Annotated in this window: 23 protein-coding genes; 11 read left to right on the forward strand and 12 right to left on the reverse strand. The window is 31.2% G+C overall.

Going from position 1 to position 25,989, the window contains the following annotated elements; translation table 11 throughout:
• The first annotated feature begins 12 nt into the window (after positions 1-12).
• The 11 genes from HNR52_RS08960 (at position 13) to HNR52_RS09010 (ending at position 13,803) form a co-directional block, all read left to right on the forward strand.
• Entirely contained in the window at positions 13-1,233 is a 1,221-nt protein-coding gene (locus tag HNR52_RS08960) for a metallophosphoesterase family protein (RefSeq protein ID WP_013788036.1), read from the forward strand.
• The gene (locus tag HNR52_RS08965; protein ID WP_435620374.1) at positions 1,234-3,795 is read left to right on the forward strand and encodes an AAA family ATPase; all 2,562 of its coding nucleotides are present in this window, start codon (positions 1,234-1,236) and stop codon (positions 3,793-3,795) included.
• 120 nt (positions 3,796-3,915) lie between these two features.
• Positions 3,916-5,442, forward strand: coding sequence for a ribonuclease Y (gene rny, locus HNR52_RS08970; RefSeq protein ID WP_041592083.1), 1,527 nt, complete (start codon positions 3,916-3,918; stop codon positions 5,440-5,442).
• A 101-nt stretch (positions 5,443-5,543) separates the two neighbouring features.
• Positions 5,544-6,323 (forward strand): TIGR00282 family metallophosphoesterase, encoded by a 780-nt coding sequence (locus HNR52_RS08975; protein ID WP_013788033.1) that lies wholly within the window; start codon positions 5,544-5,546, stop codon positions 6,321-6,323.
• A 77-nt stretch (positions 6,324-6,400) separates the two neighbouring features.
• Positions 6,401-6,661: a stage V sporulation protein S gene (locus HNR52_RS08980; protein ID WP_013297863.1), complete on the forward strand. Its 261-nt coding sequence runs from the start codon at positions 6,401-6,403 to the stop codon at positions 6,659-6,661.
• A 50-nt stretch (positions 6,662-6,711) separates the two neighbouring features.
• Entirely contained in the window at positions 6,712-7,527 is an 816-nt protein-coding gene (locus HNR52_RS08985; protein ID WP_435620375.1) for a PHP domain-containing protein, read from the forward strand.
• A 56-nt stretch (positions 7,528-7,583) separates the two neighbouring features.
• The gene (locus HNR52_RS08990; RefSeq protein WP_013788031.1) at positions 7,584-8,771 is read left to right on the forward strand and encodes a pyridoxal phosphate-dependent aminotransferase; all 1,188 of its coding nucleotides are present in this window, start codon (positions 7,584-7,586) and stop codon (positions 8,769-8,771) included.
• 15 nt (positions 8,772-8,786) lie between these two features.
• Positions 8,787-10,211 (forward strand): adenylosuccinate lyase, encoded by a 1,425-nt coding sequence (gene purB, locus HNR52_RS08995; RefSeq protein ID WP_435620376.1) that lies wholly within the window; start codon positions 8,787-8,789, stop codon positions 10,209-10,211.
• Between the two features lie 40 nt (positions 10,212-10,251).
• Positions 10,252-11,547: an asparagine--tRNA ligase gene (gene asnS, locus HNR52_RS09000; RefSeq protein WP_013788029.1), complete on the forward strand. Its 1,296-nt coding sequence runs from the start codon at positions 10,252-10,254 to the stop codon at positions 11,545-11,547.
• A 74-nt stretch (positions 11,548-11,621) separates the two neighbouring features.
• Positions 11,622-12,512: a stage V sporulation protein K gene (gene spoVK, locus HNR52_RS09005; RefSeq protein ID WP_013788028.1), complete on the forward strand. Its 891-nt coding sequence runs from the start codon at positions 11,622-11,624 to the stop codon at positions 12,510-12,512.
• Between the two features lie 4 nt (positions 12,513-12,516).
• Positions 12,517-13,803 carry a methionine gamma-lyase family protein gene (locus HNR52_RS09010; protein WP_013788027.1) on the forward strand — a complete coding sequence of 429 codons (1,287 nt, stop codon included), beginning with the start codon at positions 12,517-12,519 and terminating at the stop codon, positions 13,801-13,803.
• 24 nt (positions 13,804-13,827) lie between these two features.
• Here the strand turns inward: HNR52_RS09010 and lexA are convergent, their stop codons facing one another.
• From lexA to speD, 12 genes are all read right to left on the reverse strand, one after another.
• Entirely contained in the window at positions 13,828-14,451 is a 624-nt protein-coding gene (gene lexA / locus HNR52_RS09015; RefSeq protein ID WP_013788026.1) for a transcriptional repressor LexA, read from the reverse strand.
• 58 nt (positions 14,452-14,509) lie between these two features.
• Positions 14,510-15,493, reverse strand: a complete 984-nt coding sequence (locus HNR52_RS09020) for a tyrosine recombinase XerC (RefSeq protein ID WP_013788025.1) — start codon at positions 15,491-15,493, stop codon at positions 14,510-14,512.
• Between the two features lie 85 nt (positions 15,494-15,578).
• On the reverse strand, positions 15,579-16,043 hold the full coding sequence (rnhA, locus tag HNR52_RS09025; protein ID WP_435620377.1) for a ribonuclease HI: 465 nt from the start codon (positions 16,041-16,043) through the stop codon (positions 15,579-15,581).
• A complete protein-coding gene (gene proC, locus HNR52_RS09030) occupies positions 16,040-16,837 on the reverse strand; it encodes a pyrroline-5-carboxylate reductase (RefSeq protein ID WP_435620378.1) in 798 nt (265 codons plus the stop codon). The genes rnhA and proC overlap by 4 nt, the downstream gene beginning before the upstream one ends.
• Positions 16,838-16,902: 65 nt before the next feature.
• Complete coding sequence (hfq, locus tag HNR52_RS09035) at positions 16,903-17,157, reverse strand: RNA chaperone Hfq (protein ID WP_013788022.1); 255 nt, start codon at positions 17,155-17,157, stop codon at positions 16,903-16,905.
• Positions 17,158-17,199: 42 nt separating this feature from the next.
• Complete coding sequence (gene miaA, locus HNR52_RS09040; RefSeq protein ID WP_435620379.1) at positions 17,200-18,150, reverse strand: tRNA (adenosine(37)-N6)-dimethylallyltransferase MiaA; 951 nt, start codon at positions 18,148-18,150, stop codon at positions 17,200-17,202.
• An 11-nt stretch (positions 18,151-18,161) separates the two neighbouring features.
• Positions 18,162-19,991 (reverse strand): DNA mismatch repair endonuclease MutL, encoded by a 1,830-nt coding sequence (mutL, locus tag HNR52_RS09045; RefSeq protein ID WP_435620380.1) that lies wholly within the window; start codon positions 19,989-19,991, stop codon positions 18,162-18,164.
• A gap of 4 nt (positions 19,992-19,995) precedes the next feature.
• The gene (gene mutS, locus HNR52_RS09050) at positions 19,996-22,569 is read right to left on the reverse strand and encodes a DNA mismatch repair protein MutS (protein ID WP_435620381.1); all 2,574 of its coding nucleotides are present in this window, start codon (positions 22,567-22,569) and stop codon (positions 19,996-19,998) included.
• A gap of 35 nt (positions 22,570-22,604) precedes the next feature.
• Positions 22,605-22,970, reverse strand: coding sequence for a YlbF family regulator (locus tag HNR52_RS09055; RefSeq protein ID WP_435620382.1), 366 nt, complete (start codon positions 22,968-22,970; stop codon positions 22,605-22,607).
• Positions 22,957-24,378, reverse strand: a complete 1,422-nt coding sequence (gene miaB / locus HNR52_RS09060; RefSeq protein WP_435620383.1) for a tRNA (N6-isopentenyl adenosine(37)-C2)-methylthiotransferase MiaB — start codon at positions 24,376-24,378, stop codon at positions 22,957-22,959. The genes HNR52_RS09055 and miaB overlap by 14 nt, the downstream gene beginning before the upstream one ends.
• 121 nt (positions 24,379-24,499) lie before the next feature.
• On the reverse strand, positions 24,500-25,267 hold the full coding sequence (locus tag HNR52_RS09065) for a CheR family methyltransferase (RefSeq protein WP_435620384.1): 768 nt from the start codon (positions 25,265-25,267) through the stop codon (positions 24,500-24,502).
• Between the two features lie 157 nt (positions 25,268-25,424).
• On the reverse strand, positions 25,425-25,799 hold the full coding sequence (speD, locus tag HNR52_RS09070; protein WP_013788015.1) for an adenosylmethionine decarboxylase: 375 nt from the start codon (positions 25,797-25,799) through the stop codon (positions 25,425-25,427).
• Positions 25,800-25,989 lie beyond the last annotated feature (190 nt).

Genomic DNA, 25,989 nt, shown 5'->3' on the forward strand with positions numbered 1-25,989 from the left:
AAGGTGAAACAAATGATAAATATTGCACATACAGCAGATATTCATATTGGAATAGAGAATTACGGTATTATAAACAAAAAAACAGGATTAAATACTAGATTAGAAGATTTTCTAAATGCGTTTGATCGGTTTGTAGATTATTCTATAGAGAATTGTGACATAGCAGTTATTTCAGGCGATATGTACAAATCCAGGGAACCTAATCCTACTCAGCAAAGAGAACTGGCAAAAAGAATAAAACGTCTTTCAGAACATATTCCTGTTGTTATAAACAACGGAAACCATGACCAACCAAATTCTGATTCGAAAGCAAGGGCTTTTGATATATATAAAATTTTAGATGTAAAGAACGTATATGTAGCCAACAAACCTGATATTTTTCTTATTGAAACTAAGAATGGTCCATTGCAAGTTGCGTGTCTTCCGTATTTTCCTAAAAGTTTTCTTTTGAAACTTGAAGAAAGCAAAAATTTAAGTATAAATGAGATAAACAAAAAAATGATTGAAAAAATAAATACTATCATTGATATTCTTACGGCAAAACTTGATCCTTCTATACCATCAATTTTATCAGCTCATGTATCCGTAACAGGAGCTATCACCAGCAGTGAAAAAAGCATTATGATTGGAGATGAAGTTGTTGTACCAATAAGCGTAATTGCTAGACCGCAATACAAATACATTGCATTGGGTCATATACATAAATATCAAGTAGTATGGGATATGCCACTTGCCGTATACAGTGGCAGTATAGAGAAAATAGATTTTGGGGAAGAAAGAGACGAAAAAGGTTTCTGTCACGTCATTATCGATGGACAGAATGTTACACATAAGTTTATCACTACGAATTCCAGGCAGTTTAAAACTATCAATATCGAAATAAAAGATGATTCTTATCCTACTGAAGAAATATTAAAAGCAGCTAAAAAATACGATTTAAAAGAGTCAATTGTCAGACTAAACTTAAAAATCACAAAGGATATCGATAAACACATCAGGTACAGAGAAATAAGCAAATATTTTAATGAAAATTCTTATTATTTTGTTGGCATAAAAAAAGAATTTGATGCTGATAAAGGTGCTTTAAGAAATCCTGAAATAAATGAACAGCTTAATCCAATTGACGCTCTATCGAAATATTTTTTGTCTGTTGATTTAGATGTTGATAAAGATGAACTTCTAAAAAGAGCTTCCCTCTTATACAAAGAACTAATAGAAGAGGTGAACAAATAAATGGTTCCAATAAGGCTTACGTTGAAGAATTTTATGTCATATTCTGAAAACGAAGTAATGGATTTTACAAGATTTCATATTGCTGCAATTACAGGTAAAAATGGGAATGGTAAATCATCACTTTGGGATGCTATAACATGGTGTATTTGGGGAAGAGCTAGAGGTTTAGATGGTGCTGGTAGAGGCAGTGATGATCTTATAAGAATTGGTGCTGATGAGATGGAAGTAGAATTCATATTCAAAATAAATAATACTAAATATCGAATTCTAAGAAAGAAAAAAAGAAATTCAAGTTCCATCCTTGAATTTCATATAATAGGAGATGATGGAACATTAAAATCATTGACTCAAGAAAGATTAGAAGATACAAGAGACAAAATTGAAAGCACTATCATGTTAGATTATGATACTTTTGTTGCTTCATCTTTCATGCCACAAAACAAGTATGGCTTTTTTTCTGAGGCTGATTCGACAAAAAGAAAGGAGATATTTTCTGAGGTCCTGGGCTTAGATATATACGATAGATTGCAGGAGAAAGCTAAAATAAAGCGCAATGAATACGAGAAAAAGGTAAATATTATAGATGAACAATTGAAACTGTATATGAATGAAGTAAAAGATAAAAATGAGTTAGTTTACAAAAGAGATGAACTTTTAAAAAAATGCAGTGAAAAAAAATTCGAAATTGACAGGTTGAGCATTGATTTAAACGAATTAGATGAAAAAAAACGCTACATGGATGATAACATAATAAAATACAATGAATATAGTGAAAGAATAAAGTTTAACGAAAAAGTAATCTCAGAATACAAGATTATGATGGAGGATATGAAAAATAAAATAAATGAAGTAAATAATCTTTTGAAGGATGAAAGTGAAATCCTTGAAGGATATAATACATTTAAATTTGTAAAAGAACAGCTAAAAGAGCTTGAAAAAAAATATACTGATTTTAATCAGCTTGAAAGAGAAAAAATCCAAATTGAAACTAACATAAATATATTGAGAAAAGAAACTCAGTTGGAACTAAAGAATTTGCAATTTAAATACAATGATACTTTACTAAGGTACAATGAAATAGAAAATAATGTTTCAAAATTACGTGAATTGGAAAAAGGCCTACAGGAAATTGATAATTTACAAGAAAAAATAAAATTAAACGATGAAGAAATTCAAAAATCTACTCAAAAAATAGCTGAATATAAAGTTCAACTGGACAATTTTAATAAAAAGACGGAAGAACTTAAAGAAAACTACAAAGCAATATTGCAAACTGGTGCAAAATGTCCATTGTGTAATTCACCGCTTGATGAAAATAAAAAAAGCGGTTTGCTGAATGATATCAAAAAAGAAATAAATGATATATCAAATAAGATATATGCAATAAAAGATGAAATTTTAAAAGAGCAAAACAATATAAGATTTTTAAAAAAAGAACGAGAAAATCTGTTGATGCTTCAAAATAAACGGGAAAAGTTAATAGCTAACATAGATTCACTTAAAAATGCTATTGCTGAAAAAGAAAGCTTATTAAATCTACTAAACGAATTAAAGAAAAAAATTGACGATGTTAATAATTATTTGGCAAATGAATCTTTTGCTTCTGCTGAAAAAGATAAATTGTTAGATGTTGAAACTAAATTAAAAAATTTAAACTTTTCAATTGAGCTTTATGAAAATATAAAGAATAAATATGAATTATATAGAGACTTTGAAAAAAAATATGAAAGACTTTGTATTTCAAAAAAAAATCTATCTGATTATCAGAATACATATCAAAGTTATAAAAAGACAATAGAAGTTTATTCAGAATATCTAAACAAAGACAAAGAAATGTTGGAGTTTTTCAAATCACAGCTTGTTGGTTATGATAATTTGTTAGATGACATAAAAAAAATAAAACAAAAAATGGATATTGTTAACAATGAATATCTGGAACTAAATGCCAGTTTAACATCTATTGTTGACCAACTGAATAGGTTAGAAATTTTAGAGAAAAAAATTGTCGATTTAAATAAAGAAAGGGATGTTTATCTATCCGAAATACATTATTATGAAATATTGGAGAAAAGTTTTAGCAAAAAGGGTATACAAGCGTTAATTATAGAAAATGCATTGCCGGAATTTGAAGATACTGCCAACAATTTTTTATCTAAATTATCAGATGGAAAGATGTATGTAAGTCTAGTAACTCAAAAAATTAACAAAAATGGCTCTGTACAAGAAACGCTTGATATAGAAATTTCGGATGAGTTGGGAAAAAGAAAATACGAGCTTTTTAGCGGTGGAGAAGCCTTTAGGATCAATTTTGCGTTGAGAATCGCCTTGTCAAAATTTTTATCAAGAAGAGCAGGTGTTAATTTACAAACCTTAATAATAGACGAAGGCTTTGGGTCTCAAGATGTCCTTGGACGTCAAAATATTATTGACGTATTGAATATGATAAAAGATGAATTTGAATTAGTCTTAGTAATAACGCATATTGATGAACTTAAAGAAAGTTTTCCATACTCAATAGAGATTACGAAAGATGAAAATGGTTCACATATAGTTTATCATTAAGCTCTGAGTCCGCAATATAGAAAGGATGCTAACTTGACATAATTTTGAAATAGGAATAAAATATAAAATGAGTATCAACAAAGGAGGTGTAGGCATATTAACAATATTAGTCCAATATTTATAGCAGTAATTGCATTAATAGCCATAGCAATTGGTCTTTTTGCAGGATATTTCATACGAAAATTTATTGCAGAATCCAAAATAAAAAGCGCTGAAGAATTAGCTAAAACTATTTTGGAAAATGCAAAAAAAGACGGCGAAAATAAAAAAAGAGAGTTGCTTTTGGAAGCAAAGGAAGAAATTCATAGACAACGAACTGATCTCGAAAAGGAAGTCAGGGATCGTAGAGGCGAACTTCAAAGAATGGAAAGACGTTTAATCCAAAAAGAAGAGTCTCTTGACAGAAGAGCTGAAACATTAGAACAAAAAGATGCAATGATTGAAAAGAAACAAAAAGAAATAAGCGATTTGGAAGAAGAAATTAAAATAATGCATCAAAAAGAAGTTGAGGAATTAGAAAGAATATCCGAATTAACCAGAGAAGAAGCCAGAAATATTTTATTAAACGATGTTAAAAACGAAATATCACATGAAGCTGCTTTAATGATAAAGGAAATTGAAGCTAAAGCAAAAGAAGAAGCAGAAAGCAAAGCAAGGGAAATAGTTGTTACTTCAATTCAACGATGTGCTGTTGATCATGCAGCTGAAACAACTGTTTCGGTAGTAGCATTGCCTAACGATGAAATGAAAGGAAGAATCATAGGACGTGAAGGCAGGAATATTAGAACCTTAGAGACGTTGACAGGTATTGATTTGATAATTGATGACACACCTGAAGCGGTAGTTATATCAGGATTCGATCCAATACGGCGTGAAATCGCCCGTATAGCTTTAGAAAAATTAATTGAAGATGGAAGAATACATCCAGCCAGAATTGAAGAAATGGTGGAAAAAGCTAGAAAAGAAGTTGATAATGTCATTATTAAAGCTGGAGAAGAAGCGACTTTTGAAGTTGGTGTTCACGGAATTCACCCTGAATTGATAAAATTGCTTGGAAGATTAAAGTTTAGGACAAGTTATGGGCAGAATGTTTTGAAGCACTCCATAGAAGTTGCTCATTTAGCAGGGCTTATGGCGTACGAACTTGGTGCCGACGCAAATATAGCCAAAAGAGCCGGATTGTTGCATGATATAGGAAAGGCAGTAGACCATGAAGTTGAAGGTCCGCATGTAATGATAGGGGCCGATCTTGCAAAAAGATATCACGAGTCAAACGAAGTCATTCATGCTATAATGGCACATCACAATGATGTTGAACCTCAGACGGTAGAAGCAGTTTTAGTTCAGTCAGCAGATGCCATATCTGCAGCAAGACCTGGTGCAAGACGTGAGACACTTGAAGCGTATTTAAAAAGATTAAATAAATTAGAGGAAATTGCTAATTCATTTGATGGTGTTGAAAAATCGTATGCTATACAGGCTGGCAGAGAAATAAGAATAATAGTAAAACCAGAAATCATAAATGATGAAACTACGATCATGTTAGCAAGAGAAATTACTAAGAAGATCGAGGAAGAATTAGAATATCCTGGTCAAATTAAGGTTATAGTAGTTAGGGAAACTGTTGCAGTTGATTATGCTAAATAAATTTGAAATAAAGCGTGCATATGCACGCTTTTCGATTTATAATTATAATTATCAATTATAGTAGTATAATAATATTATGTTGTAAATGAACGGAGGTTTATATGAATACGCTCATAATAGGTGATATTGTTGGAAGAATCGGAAGAAATATACTGAAAGATAAATTGCGACAATTAATTGAAGAAAATAATATTAATTTGGTCATTGCAAATGCTGAAAATGCTGCAGGTGGAAATGGCATAACACGAAAAGTTGCCGATGAACTTTTTGAAATGGGAATATCGGCTTTAACTATGGGTAACCATGTTTGGGATCAAAAAGAAATTTTTAATTTTATCTATGAAGAAAGAAGAATTGTAAGACCTGCAAATTATCTTCCTAACACCCCTGGAAGAGGTTCTTCTTTGCTTAACATAAACAATGTAAAAATCGGAATTATCAATTTGCAAGGGACAGTGTTTATGCCATGTAATAACAATCCTTTTTTTGTTGCTGATGAAGAAATTAAAATGTTAAAAGAACATACAAACATAATAATTGTTGACTTTCATGCTGAAGCCACATCAGAAAAAATAGCTTTAGGTTATTACTTAGATGGGAAAGTATCATGCGTGTATGGGACACATACACATGTTCAAACGGCAGATGAAAAAATATTGCCAGGTGGCACCGGATATATAACTGATGTGGGAATGACTGGTCCATACGATTCTGTTTTGGGAATGGACAAAGATAAGATAATAAAAAAATTTACATCTTCTTTGCCTGTTAAATTTGATATTGCAAAAGGCCCAGCTCAAATAAATGGATTGGTAATAAAAATAGATGAATCTACAGGAAAATGTATTGATATTTACAGAATAAACAAAAATTATATATAAGTTTCAATTTAGAAGGATTTTTAATTTTTTTGTAGAATATAGATAATGTATTCGATATATTAAAAGGGGGATATATGATGGAGGTTTTAAAGGTCTCAGCAAAGTCTAATCCAAATTCAGTAGCAGGTGCACTAGCTGGTGTACTCAGAGAACGCGGTGGAGCAGAAGTACAAGCAATTGGAGCAGGTGCATTAAATCAAGCAATAAAAGCAGTAGCTATAGCAAGAGGTTTTGTTGCACCTGGTGGTATCGATTTAATTTGTATACCAGCCTTTACAGACATTGAAATCGATGGAGAAGAACGAACAGCCATTAAGTTGATCGTAGAGCCAAGATGAACAACCTGCAAAACAGGTTGTTTTTAGTTTAACATTAGGAGGGGAAATAAATGTTTGCTGACTTGCACATACACACTACTAAATCAGATGGAACACATAAACCAAAAGAAGTAGTACACTTGGCAAAAAAAGCCGGTTTGAGTATTATTGCTATTACAGATCATGATACATTGGAAGGCATTGATGAAGCAATACATGTCTCAAAATTTTTCGACGTAGAAATAATCCCTGGGATTGAGCTTAACTCATATGATGGAAAGCAAGACGTACATATACTTGGATATTTTATCGATCACAATAATGAAGATTTTTTAAGAAGATTGATAGAGATTAGAGATTCTAGAATTTCTCGTTCAAAACTTATGATTCAAAAGCTTAATGAAATTGGTGTTAACATAAATTATGATGATGTACTAAAATACACTAAAGAATCTTATATAGGACGACCTCATATTGCAAGAGCTATGGTTGAGGCAGGTTATTCAAAAAGCGTAAAAGAAGCTTTCGACAGATATATTGGTGAAGGACAACCAGCATATGTTGAGAGATATAGGCTTCATCCATTTGAATCAATTAAGATGATAAAAAATATTGGTGGCATACCTGTATTGGCGCATCCAGGTCTTCTTAAAGATAAAAAGATCATTAATCATCTTATTAAAAATGGTTTAAAGGGAATCGAAGTTTATCATTCAAAACATGATGAGAAGGATATAGAGTTTTTTAAAGATTTTGCGATAGAAAATAATTTATTAATAACCGGTGGTTCAGATTTTCATGGAATTGATATAGATGGAAGATATTTATTGGGTACAGTAAAGCTTGATTACAAATATGTGTTAAAACTTAAAGAAAGTATTAAATAGTAGAAATAATATCAAAAATAAGTTAAAATAATAGATATACTGTAGGAGGTGGAAATATGAGATTATCGGACAAGGCTCTTAGCATTAGTCCTTCACTAACATTAGATATTACCGCCAAAGCAAATAGAATGAGAAAATCAGGAATAAATGTGATTGGTTTTGGAGCAGGAGAACCTGATTTTGATACACCTGATTATATAAAAGAAGCAGCAATTAGTGCTATAAAAGAAGGTTACACAAAATATACACCTACTTCAGGTATTTTGGAGCTAAAAGAAGCAATAGTACAAAAGTTAAAAAGAGACAATAATTTATCTTATGATGTTTCTCAAATAGTAGTTTCAAATGGTGCTAAACAGGCAATATTTAATACATTATGTGCCATATTAAATCAAGGTGACGAAGTCATAATTCCTTCTCCTTATTGGCTTAGCTATCCTGAAATGGTTAAGTTAGCTGGCGGTGTTCCAGTTTTTATTGATACTGCAGAAAGCAATAATTTTAAAATTACTGCAACGCAATTAGAAGAAGCAATAAGCGATAAGACAAAAGCAATTATTATAAATAGCCCAAATAATCCTACTGGGGCAGTTTATAATGAAGAGGAATTGAAAAATATAGCATCTTTAGCTGTAAAACATAATATTTATGTGATTTCTGATGAAATTTATGAAAAGTTAATTTACAACGGAAAACATGTCAGCATTGCTTCTTTTAATGAAGAAATAAAAAACTTGACAATTATAATAAATGGTATGTCAAAAGCTTATTCAATGACAGGATGGAGGATTGGATATTCTGTATCAAATCCTGAGATCGCAAAACTAATTAACAATATTCAAAGTCATACTACATCAAATCCTAATACGATAGCTCAATATGCCAGTGTTACGGCACTAAATCAAGGCGATGATACTATCAAAACTATGGTTGTTGAATTTAAGAGAAGACGGGATTACATGCTTCAAAGAATAAATAAAATAGATGGTTTAAAGGCTATCCCACCAGATGGAGCATTTTATATAATTATCAATATCAGTAATTTTATTGGGACTGAAATAGATGAAACAAAAATAAATGGTTCAATTGCTTTTGCTAATTTTCTTTTAGAAAAAGCTAAAGTTGCTGTAATACCATGTCTTCCATTTGGCAATGATAATTATATTAGAGTTTCGTATGCAACATCGATGAAAAATATTGAAGAAGGCTTTAATAGAATAGAAAACTTATTAACAAATTTTTAGAAATCGGAGGTAATTATGTCAAATCTATATGAAAATCCATTGATAACACGTTATGCAAGCAAAGAAATGTCTCAAATATTCTCAGATGATGAAAAATTCAAAACTTGGAGAAAGCTATGGATCGCTTTAGCAAAAAGCGAAAAAGAATTAGGGCTTAATATCACCGATGAACAAATAGAAGAGATGGAGAAACATGTTGAAGATATAAATTACGAAGATGCTAAGAGGTTGGAAAAAGAACTACGTCACGATGTCATGGCACATATTAGAGCATATGGTATTCAGTGTCCAAAGGCAAAGCCGATTATACACTTAGGAGCAACATCTGCTTTTGTGGATGATAATACAGATATTATACTTATGTATAAAGGATTCCAGATAATCAGAAAAAAATTGCTTAAGCTAATTGAGATACTTTCAGATTTTGCATTAAAATATAAAGATGTACCTACATTGGGTTTTACTCACTTTCAACCAGCTCAGTTGACAACTGTCGGGAAAAGAGCTACTCTATGGATTCAAGATTTGATATTTGACTACGAAGATCTTGAATATAGGCTTAAAAATATAAAGCTAAGAGGCGTAAAAGGAACAACAGGAACACAGGCAAGTTTCATGGAGTTGTTTAATGGTGACGAAGAAAAAGTAAAACTGCTTGATAGGCTTGTAGTAGAAAAGATGGGCTTTGACAAATCGTTTGACGTAACTGGTCAAACTTACACAAGGAAGTATGACTTTTTGCTTCTTTCTGTTTTGAGTGAAATAGCTCAAAGTGCACACAAATTTAGCAATGATATAAGATTGTTGCAGCATTTAAAGGAAATAGAAGAACCATTTGAAGAAAAACAAGTAGGCTCATCAGCAATGGCATATAAAAGAAATCCTATGAGATCTGAAAGGATAGCATCGCTTTCCAGATACGTTATTACGGCACTGCTTAATTCATCAATTACATCATCTTCACAATGGTTTGAAAGAACACTTGATGATTCTGCCAATAGAAGAATCGTAATACCAGAGATGTTTCTCGCAACTGATGCTATTTTAAATTTATATTTAAATGTCGCATCTGGATTACAGGTGAATACCAAAATAATTAACAAGCATGTCATGAATGAACTGCCATTTATGGCTACTGAATCAATTTTAATGGAATGCGTTGTAAAAGGTGGAGATAGACAAGAATTGCATGAAGTCATACGTGAAAATTCGCTAAAGGCCCAAGAAATTATTAAAAACGGTGGAGAAAATCAGCTATTAGATTTGTTAAAAAAAGATGAAAGAATAATCTTGTCAGACACAGAGATTAATGATATTATAAATCCTATCAAATTTACTGGAAGAGCTATCAATCAGACGGTAGAATACATAGAGAATGTGGTTAAACCGTTGCTTAATGCAAATCGCATTGAAGACGTAGAAGTCAGTATAGAAGTATAAAAATAATTATGTTATAATTTACGTGATAGGAGGCGTAAATATGAATCTGATAAAAATAAAAGAAATGAAAGATCATGTGGGGGAAGAAGTTACAATTAATGGATGGCTGTACAATAAAAGATCCAGCGGAAAAATTAAATTTTTAATAATACGAGATGGATCTGGATTTGTTCAGGGCATAGTTGTAAAAAATGAAGTAGACGAAAATGTCTTTGAACTTTGCGACAAATTAACACAGGAGTCTTCTATATCAGTTTCTGGCATTGTGAGAAAAGATGAAAGATCTCCATTCGGTTTCGAACTTACAGTCAAAAATATAGATTTAATACAAATGGCTTTTAATGATTATCCTATTTCATTAAAAGAACATGGAGTAGATTTTTTATTAGACAATAGACACCTTTGGATCAGAACACCGAGACAGCAGGCAATTTTGTCTATTCGCCATGAAGTTATAAAGTCAATACAAGAGTTTTTAAATAATAATGATTTTGTAAGAATTGACTCGCCAATCATAACACCATCTACTTGTGAAGGAACTTCAGACCTTTTTCAAATAGATTATTTTGGTGAAAATGCTTATCTTTCACAAACTGGTCAGTTGTATCAAGAAGCTGCTGCCATGGCATTAGGTAAAGTGTACAGCTTTGGTCCAACATTTAGAGCTGAAAAATCAAAAACAAGAAGACACTTAAATGAGTTTTGGATGGTTGAGCCTGAAATGGCTTTTGTCGATCATTATGCCAATATGGAAGTTCAAGAAAAGTTGGTAGAATACATAGTTCAATCTGTATTAGAAAACTGTTCAAGGGAATTAAAAGAACTTGGAAGAGATCTAAGTAAGCTGGAAAAAATCAAAACTCCTTTTCCTCGATTGACATACGATGAAGCAATTGAGCTTTTGAATAAAAATGGATATGAGATTCAATGGGGGAATGATTTGGGCTCGCCAGATGAGACATTCTTGTCAAATCAATTTGATAAACCTGTCTTCATAACTGAATATCCTGCCAAATGCAAAGCCTTTTACATGCAACCGAAAGAAGATAGACCTGAAGTAGTGCTATGTGCAGATTTGCTTGCACCTGAAGGCTATGGGGAGATTATTGGAGGCAGTCAGCGTATTCACGATTATGATTTGTTAGTAAAAAGACTGAAAGAAGAAAATTTGCCTATTGATATGTACGATTGGTATCTTGATTTACGAAAATATGGCACTGTACCACATTCCGGCTTTGGACTTGGTATAGAGAGAACAGTTGCATGGATAACTAATACAGAACATGTGAGAGAATGTATACCATTTCCAAGAACACTGTCCAGAATTCGCCCATAATAAACAGTATGAACATTTCACATCCCAATATCATAAAATAGTATTAGCGAAAAATGTATTGGGATGTGATTGTCATGAGTATATGGTCTGTAAACTTTGAAAATTATAAGATTGACAAAAAGACAAAATCTGATGACAATAAAAATATAGAAAAAGATAAAAACCTCGAAATAGAAGCATTAAAAGAGTTAAACTCTTTAATTGGTCTTAACAAAGTAAAACAAATAATAAACGAGTTATATGCTTTAGAGCAAGTTCAAATTAAGAGGAAAAATGCAGGATTAGTTACAGATCCCATAGTTTTACATATGGTGTTTAAGGGGAATCCTGGTACTGGAAAGACAACCGTTGCAAGAATATTGGGTAAACTTTTAAAAGGCATTGGAGTCCTTAACAAAGGACATGTCGTAGAAGTGGAAAGAGCCGACTTAGTTGGCGAATACATAGGACATACGGCTCATAGAGTACAAGAAAATGTAAAAAAAGCATTAGGTGGAATACTATTTGTCGATGAAGCTTATTCCTTGGCAAGGGGTGGAGAAAAGGACTTTGGTAAAGAGGCGATTGATACTTTAGTCAAAGCAATGGAAGATTACAAAGATCAGTTTGTCTTGATTTTGGCAGGTTATAGAGATGAAATGGAATATTTTCTAAACACAAACCCAGGTTTAAGATCTAGATTTCCTATACAAATTGATTTTCCTGACTACACTATAGATGAATTGTTACGGATTGCGGAATTAATGACAAAGAATAGGCAATACGTACTAACAGATAGCGCAAAAAGAAAAATAATGAAAGTTTTAATTAATGACAACACTACAAGAGAAATAGGCAATGCGAGGTTGGTTAGAAACATAATTGAAAGAGCTATAAGAAAACAAGCTGTAAGAGTAATAAATAAAAAAACAATAACAAAAGACGATTTGATGATAATTGATTCTATTGATATTAGAGAGGATTGAGAATATGTCGGAAAACATACTTGAAGGAAAATTTAACATCTCTAAAGATGTTATTTTTTTGCTTGAAAAGGCAGAAAATGATGTTGAAGAGGAGTTTAAAAAAATTGACAAGATCGTAGAAAAAAATCAATATAAAGTATTGTACGCAATGCAAAAGAATCATTTGAGCGATATACATTTTAATGGAACAACAGGATATGGTTATGGCGACATAGGAAGAGATACAATAGAAAAAATATATTCTGACATATTTAACACACAAGACGCCTTAGTAAGGCCTCAAATAGTTTCTGGAACACATGCCATATCTTTATGCCTTTATGGTGTATTAAGACCAAATGATGAGCTAATATCGGCTTGTGGAACACCGTATGATACTCTTAATGATATAATAGGGAAGGGAAGCAATAGAAACAATGGTTCTCTTACAGATTTAGGAATTATATACAAAGAAATCCCTCTTTTAAAAAATGGGAAAATTGACGTAGAAAAACTTATAAGCGAAGTTTCAAGTAAAACCAAAATGGTTATGATACAGAGATCAAAAGGATATGACTTTAGGTATTCACTTTCTATTGGTGATATTGAATTTGTGATTAAAAAGTTGAAAGGCAAAAATAAAGATATAATTGTATTTGTAGACAATTGTTATGGTGAATTTACAGAGGATTTAGAACCAACAGACGTTGGAGCAGATCTGATTGCAGGCTCTTTGATAAAAAATCCTGGGGGTGGTATATCTCCTACAGGTGGTTATGTTGCAGGAAAGAAAGAGCTTGTTGAAAAAGCAGCATACAGATTATTTGCACCTGGGATAGGGAAGAAGGTAGGCCCTACATTGAATACAAATCGTTTAACATTAGAAGGATTATTTTTTTCACCTTTAATTGTTGGCAATGCATTGAAAGGAGCTATAATTTTAGCTAAAATAATGGAAACACTGGGATATGAAGTTTTGCCGAGATTCAATGATTTGAGAACAGATATTGTACAGGCAATTAGATTTAAAACAAAAGAAGAGTTGATTACTTTCATTCAAAGCATTCAAAAAGGTTCTCCTGTTGATTCACATGTAGTTCCCGAACCATGGGATATGCCAGGATATGATGATCAAGTCATTATGGCTGCAGGTGGATTTATTCAAGGTTCATCTATTGAATTAAGTGCTGATGCTCCTATTAGGAAACCATATACAGCTTATGTACAAGGGGGGTTATCATATTATCAAGTAAAGCTTAGCCTTATGATTGCAATAAGCAATATGATAGAGAAAGGATTCATCAAAATCTAAATTTAAGAAAGCTCAAACGATGATTCATTTGAGCTTTCTTATTACTCCAACTACTTTTCCTAAAATCATCACATCATCTACAATTATAGGGTTCATTGAAGGATTTTCAGGTTGCAACCTTATATGATTGTTTTCTTTATAAAATCTTTTCACAGTTGCTTCATCTTCCATCAAAGCTACTACAATGTCACCGTTGTCTGCGTATGACTGCTTTCTAATTATGATGTAATCACCGTCTAATATACCTGCATTTATCATGCTTTCTCCGCGAACTTTTAAAATAAAACTTTCACTTTCATAACCTGTAATAAGATCTCTTGGTACAGAATAATACTCTTCAATATTTTGAACAGCTAATATAGGAGTTCCGGCAGTAACCTTACCAATAACAGGCAATTTTACAACGTCGCTAATATACTTTTCATCATTGCTTAAAACCTCAATAGCTCTCGGTTTTGTTGGATCTCTTCTAATATAGCCTTTTTTCTCAAGGCGCGACAAGTGTCCATGAACTGTTGATGTGGAACGCAAGCCCACAGCTTTCCCAATTTCTCTTACCGATGGTGGATATCCTTTGCGTTTAATTTCACTCTTTATAAAATCAATTATCTCTTGTTGTTTAACGCTTATTTTAGATGCATCTTTCACAATTAGACCCCTCCAAATTTTTCTTTATTATAACACAAAGACACAATTTAATCAAACATTAGTTCTTATTATCAATATTCAATTCAGAGAGGGGATTCTTACTTACAGCATCTCTCAGTTGACTGTCGTCAACATGCGTATATATCTGTGTAGTTGATACATTGGAATGTCCTAACAACCTTTGCAATGTTCTAATATCAACTTTTCCATATCTGTACATAAGCGTCGCCGCCGTATGTCTAAGTTTATGAGTAGAATACTTTTTGCCATCAAGATTAGCGTCTTTTAAATGTTTTTTGACGATGTATTGTATAGTCTTAATGCTTATTCTTTGCAATCTTTTGCTTAAAAATAATGCTTTTTTGTCTTTAACGCCGTCATGTGGCCTAACTTTTAAATAGTCGTTTATGGCATTAATACACGCATCATTAAGGTAAACAGTCCGCTGCTTATTTCCCTTACCGATAACTGTAAGTTTATCATCTTTAATATCAGTAATATTTATATTTGCTAATTCCGAAAGTCTAAGCCCACAATTTAAGAATAAGGTGATTATGGCGTAATCCCGCTCTTTAAATTCTCCATCAATAGAATTTAATAATTTTACGCTTTCATCTAATGTCAAATATACAGGCTGTCTAATACCAAGCTTAGGTGATTCTAATTCCAAAGCAGGGTTTTTTGTTATTACTTTTCTTTTTGCGTATAGGTAATTATAAAAAGACCTTAAACTTGCAACTTTGCGAGCACGGGCCGGAGGAGTATTAGATCTTTCATGTGTGACAAAGGATAAAAAGGCATACAAATCATTCAAATCGATCGACTCAATGAGAGAGATATCAACATCGCTAATATCGATGTTATCAAAATCAGAATCAGAGCATAGATTTTTTCTAACCTTTATAAATCTGAAAAACAAAATTAAATCGTATAAATAGGCTTTAACAGTATTAGGCGATCTAGCTTTTATAGTAGAAAAATAATTTAAGAATTCTTCGAGAATAGGAGGTAATTCTAAATTATCTTTAGTTGAGATAAACATATCAAAAATTCACCTCTATAAACTTTATATATACCCAATTATACGAAATAACTATTTCGTATAATTGGGTATTGATTTAAATGAATTATTTTATAATCCCAATTTGATGTTTTTTTATCTCATCAGTGGCCAGTTTATCACATCTATTATTGTATTCATTATCAGCATGTCCTTTGACTTTAATCCATTTAATATTATGTGTTGATGATAAATCTAATAATTTAAGCCACAGATCTTTATTTTCCACAGGAGTCTTATTATCAGATTTAATCCAGCCTCTTTTCAGCCAATTATCTATCCATTTTTGATTAAATGCATTTATTAAATAACTGCTATCGCTATATAAATTTACATTGCAAGGCCTTTTTAGCATTTTTAAAGCTTCTATAGCGGCTGTCAATTCCATTCTGTTATTAGTAGTATTTTCTTCATAGCCTGATTTTTCTTTTACTATGTCTTTATAAATCAAAATTGCTCCCCAGCCACCTGGACCCGGATTACCACTACAAGCGCCATCAGTATATATAGTAACATCAGACATATTTATCATTGTTTGTTTCCCTTTACTTTTTCAAAAGATGAAATTACAGCTTCAAAAACAGCACTTCTTAATCCGTACCTTTCCAAAGTCCTGACACCTTGTATCGTAGTTCCAGCTGGTGATGTAACCATATCTTTTAAATAACCAGGATGAAAACCTGTTTTTAAAACCATACTACCAGAACCCGAAACAGCTTTTGAAGACAATTTGTAGGCTACATCTCTCGGTAAACCTAACGATACACCAGCGTCAGATAAAGCTTCAATAAACATGTACACGTAAGCTGGGCTACAACTTGATATTGCCATTGCCGCATCTATTAGATTTTCTTTTATCTCAACTATTTCTCCACATGATTTGAATATTTTCTCAACTATTTCTTTATCATTAAAAGATATATCTTCAGGATACGATATAGCTGTAATACCTTCTCCAATTAAAGCTGGTGTGTTGGGAATTGTACGCACTATTTTCCCTTTATTTAAAATGCTCTTTACATGATCAATACTAATTCCAGGGGCAATTATAATAACAATTTTATTTTCATCTACATCGTTTTTTATTTCTTCTAAGACGCTATCATATAAGTTTGGCTTTACTGCTAAAATAACAACATCACACTCATTTATCACATCGACATTGCTTTTAGATATGTTTATGCCTAATTCATCCTTTAATTTTAAAAGTTTGTCATATGAAATATCATAGGCATATATATCATTTGCAGTGGCAAACTCAGAATTTATTAAGCCGTTGATTAAAGCTGTCCCCATATTACCGGTTCCTATAAATCCAATTTTCATGAACATATACCTCCAATATTTAAAAACAGTATTAGCTATTCTAATACTGTTTTTGCGTTTTTACATTATTGCTGCTTTTCATCCTTCTCAGTCGTTGTAAAAATTACTGGCTTTAAAGGCGTTATTGTAGAAACAGCGTGTTTGTATATTAACTGCTGTTGTTTATTATCTGTTTCTAAAACAACCGTAAAATTGTCAAAACCTTTAACCATGCCTTTTAATTGAAAGCCATTAATCAGATAAACTGTTACAGCAATATGTTCTTTTCTTACCTGATTTAAAAAAATATCCTGTAAATTGATAGCTGTTTTTTGATTCATATAGCCATCCCCCTTCTATTGTTGTTAATAATTATTTATATTCTACTTAAATTTTAATTTTCCTGCTAAAAAAGAAATAATATTTTTTTCAAGATCTTCAAAACTACTATAATCATCAACATAAAACCAATTTATGGTTTCATAACTTTTAAACCATGTTATCTGCCTTTTTGCATACCTCCTTGTCTTCGTTTTTAAATCGGCAATTGCTTCTTCTAATGAAACTTTTCCCTCCAGATATTCTACAATTTCTTTATACCCTAAAGCCTGCATAGATGTACCATACTTATTATACCCTATTTTTAGCAAATTTACCACTTCATCTATTAAATTATTTTTTATCATCGCATCTACTCTATCATCAATTTTTTTATACAAAGTTTCTCTATTTCTGTAATTTAAGCCTATCATTACGGTATTGTAGTCTGGATTGATGCGCTTATTGCTTAATTCCTGATAAACAGAAATTGGTATCCCGGTAAATTGGTAAACCTCTAAAGCTCTAATGACTCTTCTTAAGTCATTTGGATGAAGTTTAGAATAAGTTTTAGGGTCGATCATTTTTAACCTTTCAAATAAATATTCATTGCCTAAAACAGACGCTATATTTTTTAGGGCAGATCTAAAATCATCATTGCCAATATACTCTGAAAAATTCATTATGTAAATTAATGAATCCACATATAAACCTGTACCGCCAACAACAATTGGTAATTTCCTTCTTTTAAAAATATCATCTATCAATGGTTTAGCCATTTTCTCGTATTCAGCGACACTAAATTTAACGTTTGGTTCAACTATATCTATCATATAATGTGGTATACCTTGTCTTTCTTCATCTGTTACTTTAGCAGTTCCAATATTCATATATTTATATATCTGCATCGAATCAGCAGATATTATTTCACCATTATAAAATTTAGCAATTTCTATAGATAATCTTGACTTTCCTGAAGCAGTTGGTCCTACGATTATTAATAATGGTATTGCCATTGAAACACCTCTTACATGATCCTTTTAAACATTTTTTCTAATTCATATTTTTTTATCGATACTATTACCGGCCGCCCATGTGGACACGTATAGGGATTTTCAGTAACTTTTAAATCATTAAATAAAGAGTTAATCTCCTCTTTTGATAAACTGTCCATTGCTTTAACTGCCTTTTTGCAAGCCATCATTATTATTGTTTCTTCTTTTAGATTAATGTCTTTGTTAAAATCATCTCTTTTCAATTTATCAATTATGTCAATGAATAGTTGTCTTGATTCTGGCTGACCTAATACAACCGGCACTTCTCTTAATACAATTGAATTATTTCCAAAACTTTCAAATTTATAACCCAATTTATTAAATAATTCTATGTTCTCATTAATTATAACATCATCACCAGGTTCAATATTTATCAGAATGGGGATCGTTGTCTGTTTTCCCTGAACATTATTATACATGTTCATAAACTTTTCATACAATATCCTTTCATGCGCAGCATGTTGATCTACTAAGTAGATCACGTCGTCTTTTTCTACAATTATATAAGTTGAAAAAATCACACCAACGATTTTATAATCATCACGTTCATCAGGCAATGTATTAAAATTTTCTATGTGCGTATTTTCGATTTCTTTGTTGAAAGCATTGACATCATTGTAATCAAAATAAGCCTTTTCGCTGCTTTCCTTTACGTTGGATACAAAACTTTTGTTATTTGGATAGACTTCTAATATTTTATTAGTTGACTCTTCTTCTATCATATTAAGCTGTTTCGGATTAGATTTTTCTTCTACTTTATTTTCTGTGATATCTGCATATGTAAACATATCATGTCTAATAGTTGGAATGAGATTTGATCTATTTAAAGCATTTTTTATGCTTTTGTATATTGAGTTAAAAATTTCCTTTTCGTCTGAAAATTTAACTTCTAATTTTGTTGGATGAACATTTACATCTATATTTTTAGGATCAATATATAAATACGTGATCACAACAGGATATCTATTTACTGGAATCAATGTTTTATATGCTTCTTCAACAGCAGTTGTATAGATCTTGTTTTTTACAAACCTTCCATTGACAAATAAAATTTGCATGTTTCGATTTCCTCTTGTATATGAAGGCTTACATAAAAATATTTTTATATTCATATATTCATCATTGTATTCGGTCTCTATCAAATTTGAATACAATTCATCACCATAAAGCCTTAAAATGACCTCATTGACAGAATTATTTCCAGACGTCATAAATTCCATTCTTTTATCTTTTATATATCTAAATGATATATCTGGCCTTGAAAGGGCAATTTTAGCTACCATATCTGTTATATACATTGCCTCTGTAGATGGTCGCTTTAAAAACTTTCTCCTTGCTGGTGTATTGTAAAACACATCTTTTACTTCAACGCTACAGCCCTTCTCGCATCCGCACTTAACTTTTTTTAAAATTTTTCCACCTTCAACATTGATTAGAGTCCCATACAAGGAATTTTCTTCCTTAGTCTTTAACAAAACTTTTGATATAGCCGCAATACTTGCTAATGCTTCACCGCGAAACCCTAATGTCCCTATGTTAAAAAGATCATCTGTTGATTTTATCTTGCTTGTAGCATGACGCCCAAAAGCTAAAACAGCATCAATTTCATTCATACCACAACCATCATCTAAAACCTTTATGTAAGGTATTCCACCATCTATTATTTCAATTGTAATGTTCTTACTATCTGCGTCTATTGAATTTTCTACAAGTTCTTTAACTATAGACATTGGTCTTTCAACAACTTCACCAGCAGAAATTTTATTTATCAACTCATCATCTAAAAGGTTGATTTTATTCATTGTATCACATCCTTAATGAAAGGGCTTTTTTCTTTAAATCGTATAAATAATTTAAAGCTTGTATAGGCGTAATATTTTCTATATCTAAGTCAACTATTTCTTCTATCAACGTTTCTTTTTCTAAGCTGAATATATCAATCTGAGTAGGCATAAATGTAGTGGCCACTTCTAAGTCGCTATTCTCTAAATTATTCAATATTTTTTTCGCATTTTGAATGACTTCATCCGGCAGTCCAGCTAATTTTGCAACCTGAATGCCATAGCTTTTATCTGCCGCACCAGGTATTATCTTTCGCAAAAAAATTATTTCATCATCCGTCTCTTCAACTGAGATATTATAATTTTTAATTCCATCTAGCTTGTCTTCTAAATTAGTCAATTCATGATAATGTGTTGCAAACATCGTTTTTGCCTTTATTTTATCATGAATGTATTCAAGAATAGCACATGCTATGCTCATACCATCATAAGTGCTTGTGCCACGTCCAACTTCATCAAGTATAATTAAACTGTTTTTCGTGGCAGAATTTAATATTAGTGATACTTCATTCATTTCCACCATAAAAGTACTTTGCCCAGAAAATAAATCGTCAGATGCACCTACTCTTGTAAAAATCCTATCGACAACGCCTATTTCAGCATATGATGCTGGAACAAAACTACCAATTTGAGCCATCAAGACAATCAATGCAACTTGACGCATGTAAGTAGATTTTCCTGCCATATTTGGCCCTGTTATAATCATGATAGGCTTTTTATCATCAATTTCGATATCATTTGATATAAAAGAGTCATCCATAATCGTTTCAATGACTGGGTGTCTTCCATCTTTTATCACAATTCTGTCACTGCTATTTACAATAGGCTTAACATAATTATTTGTTTCTGCCACCGTCGCCAGAGAAACGAGAACATCTAAAATTGCTATATATCTGGACGTCATCTGTATTCGGTATATCTCATTTTTTATCTGTTCTCTTATACGGTCAAAAATTTCATACTCCATCTCTACAAGCTTTGTTTCTGCACCGAGAATTTTTTCTTCTATTTCTTTAAGTTCTGGAGTAATATACCTCTCAGCATTAGCAAGTGTCTGCTTTCTAATATAATTTTCAGGAACAGATGATATATATGATTTTGACACTTCAATATAGTAACCAAATACTTTATTATAACCAATTTTTAATGTTTTTATGCCGGTTTTTTCTTTCTCATATGATTCAAGGTTTGCTATCCATGATTTACCATCTATCGATGCTCTTCTTAATTCATCAATATTTTTATCAAATCCATCTTTTATGATATTTCCTTCCTTAACATTAGAAGATGGATCATCTTTTATTGATTTATCGATTAAATCATGTATATCTTGTAATGTATCTAACTTACTAAATATCTCTTTTAAATAATTAGACTTGTACTTATCAAGCAATTGTTTTAACTTAGGAAGCCTTTCAATTGAGATCTTTATAGACAAAAGATCTTTTGCATTTATATTTTGATAAACTAATTTGCTGGAAAGCCTTTCTAAATCATAAATCCCATTTAAAATATCTCTAATATCCGATCGCCCTTTATAATCATTGTATAATTCCGAAACAGAATTCAATCGATAATTGATTTTTTCTACATCTATTAAAGGTTCTTCTAACCATCTTTTAAGTAATCTTCCCCCCATAGGTGTAACAGTTTGATCTAATACACTGAGTAAAGTCCCACTTTTTGAATGATCTCTATTTATTGAATATACGATTTCCAAGTTTCTTATTGTGTTATTATCAAGCAACATGAAAGAATTATCTTCATAATAAGTTAAATTGTTTAATTGTTTTAATTCAACCTTCTGCATTTCTTTTAAGTACAAAAGAACAGATGCTAAAGATTTTATTGCATATTTTTTCCTCTCTAATTTTAAATCTTTCAGTGATCTGTTAAATTGAGTTATTATTATATCTTCTGCATTATTTAATACTTTATCATATTTGTTTATAAAAACTTTACTTGAATTTAAAATTTTCACTAATCTTTTTAATTCAAAAAAATCATTATTGGCTATTATTTCAGAAGGACTGTATCTCATTATTTCGTCGTATATTTTTCTTATATCGTTACACTTTGTAATTTGTGTCACAAATAATTCTCCTGTCAACACATCAACAAAAGACAATCCATAGCCGTCTCCTTCTTTAAATATAGATAAAAGGTAATTATTGCTTTTTTCCTCTAATGAATTTGTGTTTATTACAGTACCTGGAGTAAAAACTCGTATGACATCTCTTTCTACCAATCCTTTAGCATAAGCAGGATCCTCTAACTGTTCACAAATCGCTACTTTATATCCTTTTTTGACTAATTTATCTATATAAAAATCTGCGGCATGAAATGGCACTCCAGCCATTGGTGCTCTTTCTTCTTGTCCACAATCTTTGCCTGTCAAAACTATTTCCAACTCTTTCGACGCAATTACTGCATCATCAAAAAACATTTCATAAAAATCACCGATTCGAAAAAATAAAATCGAATCTTTGTACTTCTCTTTTATTTTTAAATATTGTTCCATCATAGGAGTATACGGCATTAAAACTACCTCCAATTTTATGGATAAGTCAAAACTCAATTTGCACAATGCCTATGACAATTCGCACAAGAATCTTTATCACATTTATGGTCTATACCATTTATATAAAAATTCAATATACTGTTTATCTCAGTCATTAACTCTTTAGAAGCTTTCTGTGCATTTATCAGCCTCTTATAACTATCTAATTCAAATAATTCTTCTTTAAGATAGTTCAACTCGACGCCTTGTTTCCTATTTTTTTCATGCTTTTTTATCTTTGAAAGAAGTAATTGTGCTTCTTTATCATTTAAAAATGCAATCTCTGCATCCCTTAATTCGCTAATAACGTCAGAATCCGCCAAACTTTTTCCCAATTCTATTGTTTTTTCAATGATAATATTTTTATTATATTTGTTCACTTATTAACTCACCTTGCATAGTCCAAGCCTTTGTTTCAATTATTTTAACATCGACAAATTTACCTATTAGGTTAGGTTCTCCTTTGAAATGAACAATCTTATTTGTCCTCGTTCTCCCAGTAAGCTTATCACTGTCTCGTTTGCTAGTTCCCTCAACTAACACTTCTACAATCTTTCCATTCATCTCATTGTTTTTTTCTATGCTTATTGAGTTTTGCAGTTTTATCAGTTCTTCAAGTCTCTTATGCTTAATATCTTCATCTACTTGATCAGGCATCTTTTCAGCTACTGTACCCTTTCGCTTTGAGTAAATAAATGTATACGCAGAATCATATTTGACTTTTTTTACAAGATCTAATGTATCTTGAAAGTCTTCATCTGTTTCTCCCGGAAATCCTACTATTATATCAGTTGTTATTGCAATATCTGGTATATTATCTCTTAGTTTCTCTATTATTTCTAAATATCTTTCTCTCGTATATTTTCTATTCATTTTCTCAAGAATTCTATTGCTTCCAGACTGTACAGGTAGATGCAAATGCTCGCATACTTTGTCCAAATCCCTTATGGCAAAAATTAATTTGTCAGAAATATCTTTTGGATGTGAAGTCATAAACCTGATTCTTTCTATGCCATTTATATTGTTTATCATATACAAAAGATCGGCAAAATCTACCTTTTGCGATAAATCATTGCCATAAGAATTTACATTTTGTCCAAGCAATGTTATTTCTTTAAATCCTTCATCGGCTAATGACTTTATTTCATCTATTATATTTTTCGGTTCTCTGCTTCTTTCTCTTCCACGCACATACGGCACAATACAATACGTGCAGAAATTATTGCATCCATATATAATATTTACCCATGCCTTTAAACCTTCTGCGCGCCTTATAGGAATATCTTCTACAATATTGCTATTATCATCCCAAACATCGATAACTGTTGTGTCTGAATTTAGCGCTTCCTGTAAAATTTCTGGGAACTTAAACAAATTATGCGTCCCAAAAACCATATCAATATATGGATAATCCTTTCTAATTGCCTCTACAACTTCTTTTTCCTGCATCATACATCCGCAAATACCCAAAATAATATTTGGTTTTCTTTGTTTAAGCTCTTTAAGTTGAGATACTCTTCCAAAGATCCTTATTTCTGCATGTTGTCTGACACAGCAAGTATTAAAAAGTATGACATCAGCATCTTCTAAATTATCAGTATGTTGGTATCCCATTTCTGTTAACATACCAGCTAATTTCTCTGAATCATGGACGTTCATTTGACATCCATATGTTTCTATGTGAAATTTTAAATATCTATCTTTATTTAAAATAGCCATTTGATTTATTATATCTTTTTGTTTTTTTATGTCTTCTTCTGTAACTATAATCTCTTTTCTTTCACTCATCAGATGCATACCTCCGCAAAATTAAAATCTATTATAAATACCTATATGTATTTATCTATAAAGGCTTACTCTAATTCAAATAATATTATACTATAAGAACAATGCAAATTTAAGCTCGATTTCACTTAGAAATTTTTTTGTAAAAAAAAGTTTTTATTGGAGCAAAATTATATTTGTAAGGAAAAATGATTTGTTCTGTGCTTCCTACAAAGAGGATTCCATCTGTACTCAAGCTAGAATAAAATTTTTTATAAATCTCTTCTTTAGCTTTATCATTAAAATATATTAATACATTTCTACATACAATCAAATCTACACTATCTGGATATTTATCAAGTAATAAATTGTGCTTTTTAAACACAATATTATTTCTCAACTCTTCAGAAATAATAAAATTATTTTCATCTAATTTAGCGAAATATTTCATATATTCTTCTGGAATTTTTTCAATACTTTTATTGCTATAAATCCCCTTTTTTGCTTTTTCAAGCACTACATCATCAATATCAGTAGCAATGATGTTGATTTCCCTTAAATCTATAAAATCTGATAGCAACATAGCAAGGCTATATGCTTCTTCACCTGTAGAACAAGCAGCACTCCAAATCTTCATGTTCTTTTTGATAATTTTAGGTAATATTTCGTTTTTTAAAATCATCCATTGTTCTAAATTTCTAAAAAACTCTGTCACATTTATCGTAATATATTTCAAAAACTCTCTGTAAATTTTCGTATCCTTAGTTAGTGTCTCATAAAAAACATCGTAATTTTTACAATTGTTATTTGCTATAAACGAATCGACTCTTCTCTTCATTTGTTTTTCTTTATAAAGAGATAAATCTATACCGGTTAAATTAAATATTTTCTGCAAAAACTCGTCATAATTCAAATCAAGTACACCTCCAAGTGTCTAACAATGATAAAAAAAGTGGCTAAACTTAGCCACTCAAATGATGTAAAGGGGGTCTCAATGTATTTTGTGAGGTTCATTAATATTATTAACACATAAATTATCAAATATACATAAAATATTTTTTTTTTGCAAATTACAAATTTACAACTTTGACAGGTTGTTCAAAAACCCCTCTTTTTACTTCAGTAGCAGTCATATTCTTCGCCTTCAACATCTTGGTTAAATAATTACATGCATTCCATGGATTGACATTATCTCCACACGTAAACACATCAACAGCTGCATACCCTAATTCCGGCCAAGTATGAATTGTTATATGTGATTCAGAAATAACAACGACTCCACTAACGCCCTGGGGGCTAAATTTATGGAAAGCAACTTCACGGACTTCGGCACCTGCTTCTATAGCTGCTTTTACCATTATGTCTTCTATTAATTCACAATCATCAAGAACATTTTCATCGCAACCATAAATCTCTGCCAGTATGTGGCGACCCAAAGCATTCATTCTTTTATCTTGCCTCCTCGCATTTAAAAGTATAGATATTCAATAAGATAAATTTTATCAGATTTTTGTCTTTTGTCAAGGTATTTTACATAACAGTTTGTGTCAAGTAGTTGTTGGCAAATTTTTTTCTTTAAATTTTATCCGCATAATGTTTAATATGTTGTGAATTTTCATGCAATTGTTTTTACTC

The sequence above is a fragment of the Thermoanaerobacterium thermosulfurigenes genome (assembly GCF_051201035.1).
GTDB classification, from domain to species: domain Bacteria; phylum Bacillota; class Thermoanaerobacteria; order Thermoanaerobacterales; family Thermoanaerobacteraceae; genus Thermoanaerobacterium; species Thermoanaerobacterium thermosulfurigenes.